This is a genomic window from Candidatus Methylacidiphilales bacterium, assembly GCA_033875315.1.
In the GTDB taxonomy this organism is placed as follows: Bacteria; Verrucomicrobiota; Verrucomicrobiia; order Methylacidiphilales; family CAZTYG01; genus JANRJG01.
The window spans coordinates 15,506-32,383 of record JANRJG010000007.1 but is presented as its reverse complement, the minus strand read 5'-3'; the positions used below and the strand labels follow the sequence as shown (position 1 = coordinate 32,383).

Genomic DNA, 16,878 nt, shown 5'->3' with positions numbered 1-16,878 from the left:
AGATCGCCTGGCGGCTTTTTGCGATCAAAAGTGAAACATGCGGTAAGGAACGGTCCGGCCCAGCTTCGCCCGGAAAATACGATCGGGGCCGATCGCCTGCAAAAGCTCGATCGACTCGAACCCGGCGGGCCCTCCCGGCCCACCTGACCCACCGATATCCACCAATAAAACTTCCCGGCCGGGCTCGAGTAAAGAACCCGGAATCTCCGTGAGATGCCTTCCTTGCCCGTCGACTTCCCAAAAGTGCAAGGGATCTGGTGAGGCCGTGTGGAAGGCCAAAGCCGAAACGCAATAGCTGGGTAGCTGACCGGCTCCCAAGACCACGACCGGCCAATCCGCCGTGCGAAGCCGGCGGACCGCGCGTCCCAGGTCGGCCGAGCTTTCGGAATGCATCCGGATGCTCCGATTTTTCTCCGGCGGTGCCTCCAAAAATGCCTGACGGCACACACCCGCATAGCCCAAAGCCAACACCACAACCAGGCCCACCCACAGGACCCGGGACAAACGGAAACGTGGTGAGAGGTCGGCCCAAAATCCCGCCGCATGAACGGCTAAAAACGGCATGGCCGCCAGCAGGTACCTGTCCATACCCGGCAGGAACACCAAAACAAAAACAGAACAACCGAAAGCCCATAACGCCGTCGCACTCAAGTCCCGGCCGGCGGCCCTCCCACGCTGCCACCCCCAATAAACCAACGCCGCCAGCGGCAAAACCACCAGCAAAGGTCCGGATTGAAAGAAATGCCAGACCGTCAGGCAGAAACTCTGCCAACGATCGGGCTTCTCCGAGATGATCCGCTCCACCATCTGGGTGGAATAGAAGTAACGGAGAAAGGGCAGGCCATGCCGCAACACTTGGTAGAGCAACCAGGCCAGCGCCAACCCGACCCCCAGCAGTCTGGCCCAGACAAAATGAGGTCCGCGCCGGGGGATTTCCCGCCCGCAAAACCTTTCGACCCCCACAGCCAAAGCCAGATAGAGCAATCCCAGCGGCAGCTTGTGGACAAACCCCAGGGCGATTCCCAGCCAAACCAGCCACCAATACAAGGGATATCGCCGCGCCCCTTCATAACCCACCACGGTCAAGAGCAGGAAAGCTGTCATCCCGGTATCTAACAGCGCAGTAGAAGAAGAATGCAGAAAAACAAAATGCGAGGCCAGCAGGACCACCGCCAGCCAGGCTGCCGTCCTGTTCCCGGGCATGACCTGTCGGGCCAGAACCCACGACAAGAGCAAGACCGCCGCGCCGAAAACCAGCGGCCAAAAAATCAGGGCGGACTCGGGATCGGGAATCCACCCCAGGGCCATGGCCGTCAGCCCATAATGCAGGGGCGGTTTGGCTTGATCGGAATAACCATTCTGACGGATGTCCAAGAGATCCCCCGACACCCCCACTTGTCGGCTGCGCTCCGCGGTGTAGTGACTGTCCCAGGCCGTCCAGACGATCCGACGGCCCAAATCAAAACCCTGTCCCAAAAAGACCAGAACCAGACAAAAAACCAGAACCCCATCGAGGCCGGTCTTTTTGGTCAATGGCCCATCCACGCACAACATCCTCGACATTAAACACGGGCGAAGGCGATGTAAAATCCCAGTTGAAACCCGAAACCCTTTTGCCAGGTCCTTCGCTTTCCGGCCGTGCCAAGCCTGCCAAGCCACCAGGACCGGGGAATATCCCAGGAGCCCTGCGGTTTACCCCATGACGGACATGCCCAAATTCGGGGTTGCGCCCTCGGGCCGGTTTCATTAATCTTTCAGGCTCGATTCGGCACCCGTAGCTCAATTGGATAGAGCATCTGACTACGGATCAGAAGGTTAAAGGTTCGAGTCCTTTCGGGTGCGCAGGCCAAGTTTTCGCGGCGGTCGTTTAATGGTAGGACTCTAGCCTTCCAAGCTAGAAGCGAGGGTTCGATTCCCTCTCGCCGCATTTTTCTATTTTTTTGATCGCGTCGTAGCTACTAGCGAAGACGGATCGCCGCAGGCCTAAAGGTAAAACAACCCTCGCTGATCCGAAGCGAGCCTGCCATTCGCCAAGCGAACGTAAAACGAAGTGGCCATGGTCCGAAGGACCGCTCCGCAGAGCCTTGGGCAAAGCCCAAGAATAATTCGATTCCCTTCCTGTCCCGCCATAGCCTCGGCGACGGCGGATCGCCGCATTTTTCTATTTTTTTGATCGCGTCGTAGCTTCCAGCGAAGACGGATCGCCGCAGGCCTAAAAGAAATACAACCCTCGCTAACCCCGAAGCGAGACTGCTATCCCAGTGGGCAGACCACCTTCGTCACAAGCAAACCAATACAGCCAAGGAAAGCTTGGAAAACTAGTGTAGGGACTTAACCTACAGGCTTCTTGCTCAAGTAAATGTCCACGCCCCCGAACCACTCCAACCTCCGCGACAACCAGACGCGGGGATCTGCCGCAGACTTTCTACGGCAGGCCATCCATCCCGGCTCACGACTTTCCTTCGTCTCCGCGTATTTCACTGTTCACGCCTACTATGCCCTGCGCGATGTGCTCGAGCAGGCCGGCAAGCTCCGTTTTCTCTTTGGTGAACCCTCCTTCGTGTCCTTGGTCGACGCGGACAAGGCCGATTCCAAGCACTTCCGATTGACCGAAAACGGACTGAGCATCGGCAATGCCCTGCAGCAACGCCCCCAAGCCCGCGCCTGCGCGGATTGGATTCGACAGCAGGTCGAAATCCGTTCCGTAGTCCAATCCGGATTCCTGCACGGAAAGATGTACCATGTGCTCCCTGAAAAAGGGAATGAGGCTCAGGCCATACTCGGCAGCAGCAATTTCACCGTCCCGGGCCTCGGCCTTTCCCCCACCCGCAACAACACCGAACTGAACATCATCCTCGACTCCACCTACGACCGGAAGGACCTGCTCGCCTGGTTTGATGCACTTTGGAATGATAGCGCCCAGGTGGCGGACGTGAAGGATGAGGTCCTCAAACATCTGGAACGCCTCTACGGCAACCAATCGCCGCAGTTCATTTACTATCTGACCCTCTACCACGTTTTCCGTCGATTCCTGGACGAAAACACCGACGCCGATCTCCAGTTGGACAAAACCAACCTCTTCGACAGCCAAATCTGGCAGAAACTCTTTTCCTTCCAAAAAGACGGGGTCCGTGGAGCCATCCGCCGCCTGCGCGATTACCGGGGCTGCATCCTCGCCGACAGCGTCGGGCTCGGGAAGACCTTCGAAGCCCTCGCGGTCATCAAGTATTACCAAGATCGCGGCTCCAGCATCCTGGTTCTCTGCCCGAAAAAACTCTGGAACAACTGGAACTGTTGGCTCGCCCATGGTTCCGCCGACAACATCCTCGCCAAGGACCGTTTCAATTACCACATTCTCGCCCACACCGACCTCAGCTTCACCAAGGGCCAGCGAGGACCGATCGATCTCGCCAGTCTCCCCTCCAATTACGATCTCATCGTCATCGACGAATCCCACAACTTCCGCAACAATGCCGTCGGCACGGAAACGCCGGACGGCAGGCCACGCCGCACCCGCTACGAGCGCCTGATGCAGGACATCATCCAGAAGGGCATCCGCAGCCACGTCCTCCTGCTCTCGGCCACCCCGGTCAACAATTACCTCGCCGACCTCCGCAACCAGATCAGCTTCATCGCAGGCGGCGATGTCGCCCGGCGCGAGCGATCAGCCAACGCCGCCGCCGACCGCGCCTTCGAGAAGAACCTCGAAATCCCCAGCATCTTCGAGACCACCCGCAAAGCCCAGGCCGAGTTCACCCGCTGGGCCAAGCTCCCCGCCGACCAGCGCAGCAGCAAGGAACTCCTCCTCAAGCTCGGCGGCGACCTCTTCACCCTCCTGGATGCCCTCAGCATCGCCCGCAGCCGCCGCCAGATCGAGCGTCACTACAAGGCCGAGATGGAGCACCTCGGCGGCTTCCCCCACCGCGAGAAACCGCATTCCGAATACCCCGAGATCGATACCCTCGGCAGGTTCCCCACCTTCCAGCAGCTCGATGCGGAGATTTCCAAGCTGAACCTCGCACTCTACCACCCGAGCGCCCACCTCCGCAAAGACCTGCCCGCCGAAACCCACGCCGCCTATGAGCGCAAGATCGGCAACTTCAACCAGGAAGGCCGCGAACGCATCCTCATCGCCATGATGAAGGTGAACTTCCTCAAGCGCCTCGAGTCCTCCATCGATTCCTTCCGCCTCACCCTCCAGCGCACGCTCGATAAAATCACCAAGCTGGAAACCAAACTGGCCGCATTTGAGGAGCACCGTGATGCCCATCCCGAGATCGATTTCGACGTGGTCGAACCCGAGGTCGACGATGTGGACGACGGGGAAACCGATCCCGAAGCCTTCAAGATCGGCGGACGCCACCGCATTCACCTCGGCCATATCGACATCCCCAAGTGGCGCAAAGCGCTCAACGAGGACCGCACCCAGCTCCAGTACCTTTGCGACGAAGCCAAGCCGATCAAGCCGGCGCGCGACCAGAAACTCCAGACCGTCAAGACGCTCCTCACCGCGCACTTCACCAACCCGGATCTCAACAAGGAAGGAGAGCCGATCCGGAAGGTCATCCTCTTCACTGCCTTTGCCGACACCGCCCGCTACCTCCACGGCGAACTCGCGGCCTGGGCCAAGGACACCTTCGGCGTGGAAACCGCCCTCGTCGCCGGCACCGAAACCCGCACCTCCACCGGGCTGAACGACTTCGAGTCCATCCTCCGGAACTTCTCCCCCCGTTCCAAGTCCCGCGCCCAGGGTGCCGGGCCGGAGATTGACCTCCTCATCGCCACCGATTGCATCAGCGAGGGCCAGAACCTCCAGGACTGCAATTTCCTCATCAACTACGACATCCATTGGAATCCCGTCCGCATCATCCAGCGCTTCGGCCGCATCGACCGCATCGGCTCCCGCCACCACCGCGTCCGGCTGGTCAATTTCTGGCCCACCAAGGACCTCAACGCCTACCTCAAGGTCAAGGAACGCGTCGAGTCCCGCATGGCCCTTGTCGATCTCACCGCCTCGGCCGAAGACAACCTTCTCAACACCGAGCAAGTGGACGAACTCATTTCTGCCGACCTCAACTATCGCAACAAGCAACTCAAACGCCTCCAGGAAGAAGTGTTCGATCTGGAAGACCTCAATGACGAAGGCGTCACCCTGGCCGACTTCTCCCTCGATGATTTCCGTCTGGACCTGCTCGATTACCTCAAGGCCAATGAGGATGCCCTCCAGCGTGCCGAGTCCGGCCTTTACGCCGTCGTGCCGGTCGATTCGTCACTTCCTAAATGCCACCCCGGCGTGATCTTCTGCTTCCGGCATTGCGGGAAAGGCGGGAAAGCCGAAGACTCCGAGAAGATCAACCCACTCCACCCCTACTTCCTCGTCTATGTCCTGGAGAGCGGGGACATCCAGTATTCCTTTGCTGCCCCCAAAGCCATCCTCCAGCTTTTCCGGGAACTCGCCGCGGGCCAGACTTCCGCCCACGACCAACTTTGCGAACTTTTCGACACCCGCACAAAAAACGGGACCGACATGGGCCTCTACTCCGATCTCGCCAAAAAAGCCGTCGCTGGCATCACGCGCACCTTCCAAAAACGCGCCGCCACCAGTCTCCTTTCCAGCCGAGGGGCCGTCCTGCCCACGGCCTCTGAAACCCCCGGCGCCGATGGCGACGACCTCGAACTCGTCACTTGGCTGGTGATCCAGAACCCATGAAATCCTTCCGCAATCAACGCCTGCTTCGTCTTGCCCTGCCCATGGGCTGCATTTGGCATTTATGTCAGGGAAAAGACCTCGGTGCCCGCTGGACCTACCGGGGGAATAAGGGTAGTAACTCGGAATAAGGGTATGAATGAGGGTATTGACGCACCCCAAGGGCCGAACTTGACCCGTCAGGCCCTTGAACTTAGGCTAAAGGGACGTTATGCAGGCCACCCCGTCGAAAAAATCATCGAAGCTTTCCTTCGTGCTGGCCTCGAATCACCCACGGATCTCCAAGAAAGCCACGGTGGCCTCAATTTCAACACAGCGGACCACCACTACCGCTCAGGCGCTCAAGGGCTACCGTTTTCTGAAATCCCAAAGCTCCCGGAATCTCTTGTCTCATTGAGCCGCCTCCGCCCGGTGGACCGGGCCGGACGTAAAGCCCTCCGTATATGGGCGGAGTCTCAGGGTTTTATCTGGGACCATGATGACTTCACCGCACGCTGGTCTGCCCAGGAACAACTGGGGGGCGCCGAACACCACGTTTACTTTGACGAAACCACCAACCGTTGGTTCAAGCGCCTCTACCATGGGGTCAATGACAGCCTGCTGGGCGAATACCTCGTCCGCATGCGCCTGCACAACCTACTCTTCCCGGAAACCGCCTACCGCCTTGAAGGTTTTTCCATCCATCCTAAATCCAAGGACCTGGCCCCGGTCCTTTCCCAACCCCATGTCCGCATCGACATGGAAAAACCACCCGTCACCAAGGAAGAAATCAACGACTTGATGGCGGCAATCGGCTTTGCCCCGGTTCAACTCAAATACGGCGACACCATCGATGATGGCTACTTCGCCTACTACGAACCCCACACCGGAGTCTTGTCCCACGACCTCCACGATGAGAACGTGGTGCGCATGGAAGAAACCGGCGAATTGGCGGTGATCGATCCCTACATCTCCCTGGCCCGCAGGGGCAGTTGGGCCGCCCTGAAACTCGCCGAAGTCGGCATCGAATTCCCTGAAGACGACCCCCTCTGAAATTAGCCCAACATAAACCTTAATTCTTTAGACTTAAAACTTCTTCCCCCCCCATGCCCTCCACCGACCTCCGCCCCCAAATCGAAGCCGCCCTCCGGGATTTCGCGTCGGTGCCCCTGGCCGACGCCGCCCGCCGCTTCTTTGGCGTCCTTGGCTACGCCTCCGAGCGCACGCTTCCCCTGGCATCAGTGGAAACATTCCGCGCACAGTTGGACCCCGGCAATCGCTTGACCGATCGAGACAACGAAGCCCTCGCTACACTCAGTGGCTTCCATCTCCTCTTCCAGCTCACCGAAACGGAATTGACCCGTCAGCAGGAGATGCACGACGACCCACGGAAGGTCCAGGACACGCGCATCGAGTCATATTTGTTTTTCGCCGCCGAGTTGCCTCCGGGGGATTACACCCGCACGGCCCTCTCTACCCTGGTCCGCGCCATCAACAAGCCTCTGCCCATGCCCGCCTTGGTCTTGCTCCGGCACGGAGAACGGATCTCCCTTGGCATCATCCACCGCCGCCTCCACAAGCGCGACACATCCAAGGACGTCCTCGAAAAAGTCACCCTCATCAAGGACATCGCCTTCAACGACCCCATCCGCGCCCATCTGGAAATCCTCCAGGATTTTTCCATTCCCCATCTCGCAGAAGACTTCTGTTTCCACAGCTTCGTTTCCCTGCATGAAGCCTGGCAGAAGCGCCTCGGCTCCTACGCGCTTTCGAATAAGTTCTACCAAGAGATCGCTGACTGGTATTTCTGGGCCCACCACCAAGTCGAAGACGGCACCATTCGCCTCCCGCTCCACTGTGACACCGAGCAGGAGAAATCCCTCTTCCTCATCCGCCTCCTCACCCGCGTCATCTTCACGTGGTTCCTCGTTGAGAAACGCCTTATCCCCTCCGATCTCTTCCGCGAGCACTGCCTTCAAGACCTGCTCAAAGATTTCCATCCCTCCCGCGATCCCAAGAAACCCGACTCCTCGCCCGCCTACTACCACGCCATCCTGCAAAACCTCTTCTTTGGCACCCTCAATATGCCGCCTGAACAACGCGGATTCCGGGAGAAAAAAAAGGAAGGCGAGCGCTACGACCCCAACTTCGGAATCACCAACCTTTGGCGTTATGAGGATGCATTCAAAAAGGTATCCGACTGGACCGCGCTATCCACACGGGTTCCTTTCCTCAATGGAGGTCTTTTTGACTGCCTTGATGACAAAACTGGCAAGAAGACCGACAACACCATCCTCGACGGCTTCTCCGATAATCCCAAGCTGACCTGTCATCTACCCAACGACCTCTTCTTCGGACCCCCGCGTCCGGTGAATCTTTCCAAGGACTACGGCGAGGAGGACAAAAAGTCGGCCCGCTCGAAAAAAGCGACTGTCCGAGGCCTCATCGAAATCCTCTCCCGCTACAAGTTCACCATCGAGGAAAACACCCCGCTGGAGGAGGAAATCGCCCTCGATCCCGAATTGCTCGGCAAGGTCTTCGAAAACCTTCTCGCCTCCTATAACGAGGACACCCGCACCACCGCGAGGAAAGCCTTCGGCGCTTTCTACACCCCGCGCGAGATCGTCAGCTACATGGTGGATGAGGCCCTCAAGTCCTACCTAGCCACTCAGGTGCCCCGCTGCAAGGGCGCCCTGGACGACCTCTTCTCCAACAAGGCCACCCTCAAGGAAATCAAGCCCGATACCCGCGATGCCCTCATCGCCGCCATCGGTCGGGTCAAAATCCTCGACCCTGCCTGCGGCTCTGGGGCCTTTCCCATGGGCGCCCTCCACCGCCTCGTCGATCTACTCCAGAAACTAGACCCCAACAACGAATCCTGGAAACGCGACCGCCTCACTGAGGCCCGCCGCTACCAGGGACTCCTGCAAGAGGCCGGGGCCAAGGCCGAGGAGATTGCCGCATGCGACGCCCGTATCGCCGACATCGAGAAATCCTTCGACACTCGCTACCACGCCCTAGATTTCGCTAGGAAACTCTACCTCATCGAGAACTGCATCTATGGCGTGGACATCCAGCCCGTCGCCACCCAGATCGCGAAACTTCGTTTCTTTATTTCCCTTGTCGTGGACCAGAAGGTCGAGCCCTCGGCCTCTAACCTTGGCGTCCGCCCACTACCTAACCTAGAGACCCGCTTGGTTGCTGCAGATACACTGACACCCTTGCCCAAACCCAAAGAGCGGCAGGGTGGCTTGTTCGATGATGCCCGCCCTGAGGACTATGCGGAGCACAACCGCCTGAAGGTGGAATTGACCCGTGTGCGGCATGAGCATTTCAATGCTCGTGACCCTCGCAATAAACGCCGCCTCCGGGATGAGGATGCGGCAATACGTCGAGAACTTCATGATTTGCTCAAGCGAGTGGGACTCCCCGGAGACGCAGCAAAAATGATGGCTGCTTGGGACCCCTACGATCAAAACAGGTTTGCCCCCTTTTTTGATTCAGAGTGGATGTTTGGCCTTCCTGTTGGCAGGGTGAAGTTCGACGGGAAGGCTCTGGCTACTTTACTCGGCAACATCACCCTAATCAACGAAGCAGGAGGCCAGGGCGAACTCACCGCCAGCGCCCCCCGAGAAATCGATAGCGGCTTCGATGTCGTCATCGGCAACCCACCGTATGTTCTGATTCAAGATGGGATGCGCGACGACAAACTCTTGAGATTGTATCGCGACACCTACGAAGTCGCCTCCTACAAAATTGATCTCTACCACTTGTTCATAGAGCGAAGCGTTAAACTGCTAAAGGGCGGTGGCTCCCTTGCGTTCATTACGCCATCCAATTTCGCCACAAACAACTACTGCTCCACCCTTCGGCAGTTTCTATTCAGAGAAACGCAACTCAGAGAGTTTTTGAGTTTCGAGGAAAACGTCTTCCAAGCGAGTGTGAACAACTGGGTGTTCGTCCTTTCACGAGGGGCAATGGAGAGCGGGAAGGTTGCGTTCTACAAAGGAGCGATTTCGTCGGGAGACCTAAGTTTGGAACTGATTTCAGCCATCGAGCAGCGTTCGCTCCGCGAGGGGCACGGGCTGCTTGTGCCGCCAAGCGATAGCAATGCTGGGGCTGTTCTCGAAAAAATTCAGGGTGGACGAAAGGTTCTTGGGGACTTTGCCACCGTAAACTTTGGGATGCAGCTTCGGGATCGGAAGCATTTCCCCGGAGACGTGATCGATGGGGAGGCCCAGAAGAAGCACATGACTCGTTTTCACCGCCCATGCGTAACTGGACGCGACATTCGGAGATTCGCAGTCACCCACGGCGGGCTGTATTGTTACTTCAATCGCACGGCCAAGCGCGGAGGGTGCTGGGACGAGGCCGTTCACTCCGCGAAGGACAAAGTGCTTGTCCGACAGATTGGCGAATACCCGGAAGGTGGACTCGACCGGCACGGACACGCTGTCCTCAACACAGCGTTCATGATTTACCCACTCCAACAGCAGGAAGCACAAAGAACATCACGCCTTCTTCTCGCCATCATCAATTCCCCGTGCGTGCGGTTTTTCTGGACCAATCGATTTAGAGATGACCGCAAGACGTTCCCGAAGATTAAGGGCGAATATCTCAAACTTATCCCAATCGCTTCGGCCACCGACCGCGAAGCGGACGTAGTAATAGTTTTGGTCGATGTGCTGACACTCCTGAACGGGCACTTCGCCGCCAACCCCTCTGCGCAAACGACGCGGGACCCGTTGATGTTGGCGTATTGGGAGCGGGTGTTGAACGGGTTGGTGTATGAGCTGTATTTCCCGGAGGAGCTGCACGCCGCCAGCCTGCGCCTTTTTGACCTCGTCGCCCAAGCCGACCTCCCCGATGTCACCCAAATCCCGGAGCAGGACCGCCTCCCCAAGCTCCGCCAGAAATTCGAAGAACTCCACGACGGAGCCCACCCCATCCGTATCGCCCTCGATAAACTCCAAACCTTGGACACCGTCCGGATCATCGAAGGCAAGGCATGAGACTGACTGAACAACGGACGGACGGAACGCCAATGACCGTGCATGGGGCGCGTGTTCCGTTCTGTCTCTTCCCCACCGACTACGCGGGTCAGAACTCGGTCCCGCTGCAAGAACCGTGGAGCTACGCCGAGTTCTACATCAAGAACGAGTTCCCCGACAACAAGAGCCGGTATGCGCTCGCCTACTTGGAACAGGCCCGGAGCTTTTACGAGACAGCGCGAAAAGCGAACCGGGATGCGGCCCCGCTGCTCTGGTATTACTGTTTCCTGAATCTCACCAAGACGCTACTTGTGAGAGACGACGCCGTGGACAATCTCGCCGGCGGGATGCATGGGATTAGCGACCCGGCGGAGAACAAGGAAGGCTATCTGTCATTGAACAAGCAGACAATCTCGGCCTGGGGTGCTTTGACCAGCGGTTCCGGGCGCTACCAAATCTTTCCGAACCTGTGCAAAGCCGTAGGCCAGCCTCTCGCGGCGGGCGAGAACAAGATGTCGGTCAAATCGTTGCTGCGGCAGGTGCTTGGAATTCATCGCGCCTTCATGAAGGCCTTTGAAGAGGACTCCCATTTCATCAAGCTGCGCGAGCCGCAGTTTCTTGAGCACAACGCCACTGGCGGCAAAGGCGGCGAATTGTGGCTGCGATTCTTTCTGCTCAAAGAGGACTTCAACGACACGGTCAAGTTCGACGAATTGAGGAAGCAGTTGGATCCTGTCTTCAAGGCTGTCACCCCCGGCGATACGGGTGAGGAGATGGCCGGGCATTGCTTCGAGAGCACTCACCGGCCATTTACCCGGTGGAGTTCAGACGAGCTGCCTGCACTCCAGAAGGAAGTGGGGCCGAAGATTCGCACGCTCGTTCTGCCGCGCGGCAGCCTGCACTACGTTATGTTCGAGCGTGAGAACACCCTGCCGCAGGTTGCTGTGCTTTACGCGATCATGTTCTACCTCGGTTCCATCGTCCGCTACCGTCCCTACGATTTCGACAAGCTGGTCACCAAGAAATACCGGTGGGTTATCGATGAGTTTCTCCAGATCGCCCCGAAACAGTTTGTCATTCTCATGATCAGCCAGATCACCCGGAGCGAAATCTCCTACTTCGAGACGTAAGAGGAGCTCGGCATGAAGATCACGAGGATCAGTCTTCAGGGATTTCGGGCCTTCGATGAACCTTTCGAGCTCGACCTCGATGGCGGCAAGAATCTTTTGCTCCACGGTGAGAACGGCTCCGGCAAATCCTCCATTTTTTTCGCCCTGAAGCGCTTCTTCGAAGAGCGGGGCGACGACATCACCCAACACCGCAACCACTTCTCGCCGGAGACGCGCACTCCGAGCGTGCTGCTTCAGATCCAGGGCACGGATGCCGCCGGCGCTGCGCACGATCACGCCTTCCACTGGGATGTGGCGGACGGCCATCCCCTTCCGGTACCCAAGGACCCGGCAACGGCACCGATCTCCAAGGAACTACGCGCCCTGCTCGTGGACGCAGCCCGCCGTGCCGGACTGGTCGATTACCGCGCGATGCTGCGGACACATCTCCTCACCAGTCCGCTTTCTCGCTCAGCGCGTGGCCCGGCAGTCCATGCCACAATTTACGGCAACGAATCGAAGGGTTTGGACGCCCAGCTCTTTGACCTTGTTTCTCTCGTTGTCCTAGCGGGCGCACGTGTGACGGTAGCTGGAGGCGGAGAGACGACGCTCGGCGAGCTGATGCGGCGAGTCTGGGAAACCCGACCAACATCGCGCTACAAGAACTCGCTTCGCCGAGCCAACGCTGCCACTCAAGCCTTCAATCAGGCCTTCAACGCCAAACTCCCCGAGCTCCAAACCAAACTCACCGAGTTCTTGAATTACTTCGAGAATCACAGCCTCGAAATCACCTTTAACCCCATCTCTTTGGCTTGGGAGAAAAGCTCGTTGGAACTTCAAGGCGCGGAGCTACGGCCCGAGATCAAGTTTCGCGGCAAGTCGTTAACGAACCATCATCAGTTCCTCAACGAGGCCCGCCTATCAGCCTTGGCGACCTGCCTGTTTCTCGCCGGCGTCTGGCTATCGGACAACGACTATACTAATCCCGCATATCCACGCTTCCTCGTCCTCGACGATGCCCTAATTGGCCTCGAACTCCAAAACCGAGTGCCCGTCTTGAAGATCCTGACGAGCAGTGCATTCAAACACTACCAGATCATCCTGCTCACCCACGATCGTGTCTGGTTCGATTTGGCGCGCGGCCATTTGCGGGAAAAGGACGGCTGGTTGCACAGAGAACTCTTTGCCGACGAAGACACCGGGCACCTCATCCCCAAGCTACGAGCTGCGGAGTCGGACTTGAGTCGCGCGAAGACTCACCTAGCCAACAACGACCTAAAAGCGGCCGCAGTTTACGCCCGGTCGGCTTTCGAGTGGAAACTTCGACTAATATGCGAAAATCACGGCATCCCCGTCCCCTTTAAATCGGATGCGGACAAAATCGCTGCGGGTGTGTTATGGGACGGTATTTTGCATCGTCAACGTGAACGTGAGGCGCAACGCGCTAAGGGGAGCGTGGTTCCTGACTTGGTGCCCGCTGGATTGGAGAAGGAGGTCGATGTGATGAGATCCACTGTTCTTAACAAACTGAGCCACGCTGGTTCGTCAGGTTTAGTCGCATCGGAAGTCGCCGGGGCGCTCACTACTGTAAAAAAAGTCCACGACCACCAATTTCCTAAAATTACAAAAACACCTTGAGTCAGAATTATGCCAGAGCCAACAACTTCCAAACTGGATTTAAAGGAAATCAAAGACGCCATAGAGTCGTTTCCGAACGCTGGTAAATGGAAGATATTTACGTGCTCGGAATTACGGCCACGCGGATCTTCCAATCGCAAATGGGAAAAGACTGAAATTTCCGAGCTATGGGAGGTGGGTGGAAACTATGCTTTTCTGCTTCCCGCCAAGTATTTCAAGAGGTCGAGAACAATAGACGTGGATGGACCTTCCATACTAAACGTCCCCAGAAAGATCCTTTTCAAATTTTGTCCCAATCCGATCGAGTTGAATGGAAGACAGTGGGCCGTTCTCTATGTGGGAAAAACGAGCAATCTGTCGCAACGCTTTCAGTGGCATTTTTCTGGTGCCAAGAAAAACACGGGCGGGCAAGTGCAGCACAACCTTAAGAAATGCGGCGTTTGTAACTCCCGCGAAGAAGCGGTCCGCCTCATGGAACAAGAGGCTTTGATCTGCTATCGAATCTTGGACAAAGACGAAGAATTTGCCAATCGCGAGATGATCGAGGTCAACCTCTGGGCAAAATACAACCCGCCGTTCAACATCAAATCTGAAAGATGAAACCCGACCCCATCCCCTCCCATTTCCTGCATGAGATTATCCGTGCTTCCAAGTGCGTGCCGACGGGGCCGTCGCTGGATTTCCAGAAGACAGGCACTAAAAGCCCAGCCCGAATCGCTTTCAATGAATATCAGACCTTAGACACCGTCTGTATGATCGCCGACCCAGCATGAGCACTTCCCTATTCTCCTCGCTTTCCTCGACGAGGATCGCCGCACACATTGCCCGTGCAAGAACGCGCATATGCTACGCCGCACCCGGTATTCATGATGCTCCCGCCGCCGCGCTCGCTGCCGTCAAGTCCAGATCACCCGGCATCACACTTTCCGTCAGCCTGGATTTCAGCGAACACACTCTGCGGATGGGCTACGGCACTCTGGAAGCCGTTGAGACCCTGCGCAAGGCCGGTATCCAACCCATCCTCTCGCCCGGGTTTCGCTGCGCCGTACTCATCGTGGATGACGGAGGCTGGGTCTACACGCCCACCGCACTCTACTTGGAAGCGGAGCCTCAAAGCGAGGAAACGCCCAATGCCATCCGTCTCATCGAGGCGCAAGTCCACGACATGCTGCTGCGGCTTTCACCCGCTGCCCGGCAGGAAGCGATCACCTCTGCGACCACAGCTGAGGAAGTCTCCCGGATCCACTCCATACCTCTGGAAATCAGTGAGCAGCCCGTGACCGCTGAGCACGTTGACCAGGTGAAGAAGGCCATCTCCACCGCGCCTCCAGTGAAGTTTGATCTCGTCCGCCAGGTCCGTGTCTTTGAGCCCTATTTGCAATACGTCGAACTCTCGCTCACCGGGGCCGCCGTGCAACGCCACCGTGTGCGGATTCCGAAAGAACTCCAGAACTTGGGTGCGTCCAAAGACCTCGAAGGCAAGCTCAAGACCACCTTCGATCTCATTGAAAAAGACAGTTCCATGTCTTCCAAGGCTCTGGAGGATGAACTGAACGAGATTCGCAAAAACTTCACCCCCTCACTCGGGAAGGACCATGGCCGCGTCGTCCTGAAGTCGGCCAAACCGCACCTCACAAAGCGAATCGGCGAATTGCGCACCAAGCTGGCTGCCCACCAGAAGAAAGTGGAAACCGAACTTCAGGCCAAGCTCGACGAATCGAAGAAACAGGTGGTGGACTACTACCTCCCGCTGGCTAAAGCGAACCCGCCTGACGCCCTGCTCGGCAGTCTGCTCCAGCCAAACACGGACGAAACCTCCATCCGTGAGTGGATCGAGGAAGTCATGGATAAAGTCTTCCCCTCCGCGAAGGACTTGGTCCGCAGCATGGTCCTCGAAGAACGCTACAAAGATGTGACCTTCGAGACCCTGAACCACCCAGACTTCCTCGGATCGGTGAAAGCAGCCTTTCCGAGGATCGACTGGGACCAACCCTTCCATGACTTCAAAGCCGCCGGCGAATCCAAAGAATCAGAATAGATCCACGCCCTTCATGAAGATGAGCCACTTGTTCCGGATTTCAGTTAATCCGCATCGACGGACCACCTAGCCGGACGCCCTTGGAACACATCGCGCAACCTCATCTGTCTGCATCTTCAAAAAATCTCCACCAACTAGAGATTCAAACCTATGAGCATCAGTGCGAAGATTCTATTCGAAGAGCCGCAGCATGAGATTGCGTCGCTCATCCGCGATCGACTTGAGCAATGTGTTTCAGCTTCGATTGTCTCAGGTTTTATCACTGTCGAAGGTGTAAACGCGATCTGTGAGCCCATCAAAAAATCTCCGCACAAGCTCGGGATGCTTATTGTAGGCTCGGGAACTCACCAAGCTTTCTCTGCTTTGGACGATCTCCTATCGATTGGAGTTAGCCCCAATAATCTCTACGTGCATTTGGGCCACACCTGCCCATCTTCCGGCAAAAAAAATCCTTTTCACCGGTACCGTCCGATGCTGCACAGCAAGATTTACCTCATGGATATGGCCAACGGAACGTCATGTGCGTTTGTGGGCTCAAACAACGTCACTGGCTTTGCCCTTCTGGGACTGAACGGGGAGGCTTCCGTTTTACTGGATGGCCACTCCAATGATCCTGAATTTCAATCCATTCGAAATCATATCCATTCCGCCAAATCTCAGTCTGCCATTTACTCGCCACATATGAAGGATGCGCTGAGCTGGTGGACGCTCCAGTTTGTCGAGGGCCTGAGAACGAAGGTCAAAGATATGCCCTCGGATGGAGAAGCCCGCAAGACCATTGTAGTTCTTTCTGCTAAAACAGACAGTGTCTTGCCAAGAGTGGGCGAGATTATCTATTTCGAGGTGCCTGCGAATTTGGGGGAGGTGAGCACCCTTTCGGCCGAAGTGCATTTTTATGTTTTTGACTCCAAAACAGCGACTCCGGATGCGGGACTCCTTCAACTGGATCAGGCGAGAGCCTCGCTGATGTGCAAAGTGGTGGGCCTTGAGTTACGACAAGGAGGACGGGAGCTAGAAGCGGATTGGCATGTCGTCAGTAAAACAGATCCCAAGTTACTCCGTGCACCTAATCCATTCAGGCCCATAGCTCAACCAGGCATGCAGCAAGTGCGAGTGCAAGTGCTTTCGCCCATGAAGCAAAAGTACAGATACTCCTTCGATTCGGAACGTGATTCATGGGATCCCGTTTATTCGGATGAGGAGCCATTGCGGCTTGCGGCAGAGGACAAAAGCTTTCTACCTAGGAATCCAACCAATCAGTCTGAGGACCAACCTTGGCGGTTGGTCACGGATTTGCAGCCAAGGCAGGAGCGTCCGATGAGTAATTTCGAGAAAGCGGTCAAGGAATCATCACCCACATCCGGCAGCTACATCATGATCTCTCCGCGTCGATACAAAGCATAATGCCTGCGTTCA

The 16,878-nt window shown here is 57.0% G+C and carries 9 protein-coding genes and 2 tRNA genes; 10 read left to right on the top strand and 1 reads right to left on the bottom strand.

Going from position 1 to position 16,878, the window contains the following annotated elements; translation table 11 throughout:
- Positions 1-24: 24 nt before the first annotated feature.
- The gene (locus SFU85_02305) at positions 25-1,554 is read right to left on the bottom strand and encodes a glycosyltransferase family 39 protein (protein MDX6765600.1); all 1,530 of its coding nucleotides are present in this window, start codon (positions 1,552-1,554) and stop codon (positions 25-27) included.
- Between the two features lie 214 nt (positions 1,555-1,768).
- Between SFU85_02305 and SFU85_02300 the strand changes: the two genes are divergently transcribed.
- From SFU85_02300 to SFU85_02255, 10 genes are all read left to right on the top strand, one after another.
- A tRNA-Arg gene (locus tag SFU85_02300) sits at positions 1,769-1,842 on the top strand.
- Between the two features lie 14 nt (positions 1,843-1,856).
- Positions 1,857-1,927: transfer RNA gene (locus SFU85_02295), tRNA-Gly, on the top strand.
- A gap of 432 nt (positions 1,928-2,359) precedes the next feature.
- Positions 2,360-5,710 (top strand): helicase-related protein, encoded by a 3,351-nt coding sequence (locus SFU85_02290; protein ID MDX6765599.1) that lies wholly within the window; start codon positions 2,360-2,362, stop codon positions 5,708-5,710.
- 390 nt (positions 5,711-6,100) lie between these two features.
- On the top strand, positions 6,101-6,739 hold the full coding sequence (locus SFU85_02285; GenBank protein ID MDX6765598.1) for a hypothetical protein: 639 nt from the start codon (positions 6,101-6,103) through the stop codon (positions 6,737-6,739).
- A gap of 53 nt (positions 6,740-6,792) precedes the next feature.
- Positions 6,793-10,698 (top strand): TaqI-like C-terminal specificity domain-containing protein, encoded by a 3,906-nt coding sequence (locus SFU85_02280; GenBank protein MDX6765597.1) that lies wholly within the window; start codon positions 6,793-6,795, stop codon positions 10,696-10,698.
- Positions 10,695-11,807: a YaaC family protein gene (locus SFU85_02275; protein MDX6765596.1), complete on the top strand. Its 1,113-nt coding sequence runs from the start codon at positions 10,695-10,697 to the stop codon at positions 11,805-11,807. The genes SFU85_02280 and SFU85_02275 overlap by 4 nt, the downstream gene beginning before the upstream one ends.
- Positions 11,808-11,819: 12 nt before the next feature.
- The gene (locus tag SFU85_02270) at positions 11,820-13,424 is read left to right on the top strand and encodes an AAA family ATPase (GenBank protein MDX6765595.1); all 1,605 of its coding nucleotides are present in this window, start codon (positions 11,820-11,822) and stop codon (positions 13,422-13,424) included.
- A 9-nt stretch (positions 13,425-13,433) separates the two neighbouring features.
- Positions 13,434-14,024: a GIY-YIG nuclease family protein gene (locus SFU85_02265; GenBank protein ID MDX6765594.1), complete on the top strand. Its 591-nt coding sequence runs from the start codon at positions 13,434-13,436 to the stop codon at positions 14,022-14,024.
- A 169-nt stretch (positions 14,025-14,193) separates the two neighbouring features.
- On the top strand, positions 14,194-15,462 hold the full coding sequence (locus SFU85_02260) for a hypothetical protein (GenBank protein MDX6765593.1): 1,269 nt from the start codon (positions 14,194-14,196) through the stop codon (positions 15,460-15,462).
- A 150-nt stretch (positions 15,463-15,612) separates the two neighbouring features.
- Positions 15,613-16,866, top strand: coding sequence for a phospholipase D family protein (locus SFU85_02255; protein MDX6765592.1), 1,254 nt, complete (start codon positions 15,613-15,615; stop codon positions 16,864-16,866).
- Positions 16,867-16,878: the final 12 nt, after the last annotated feature.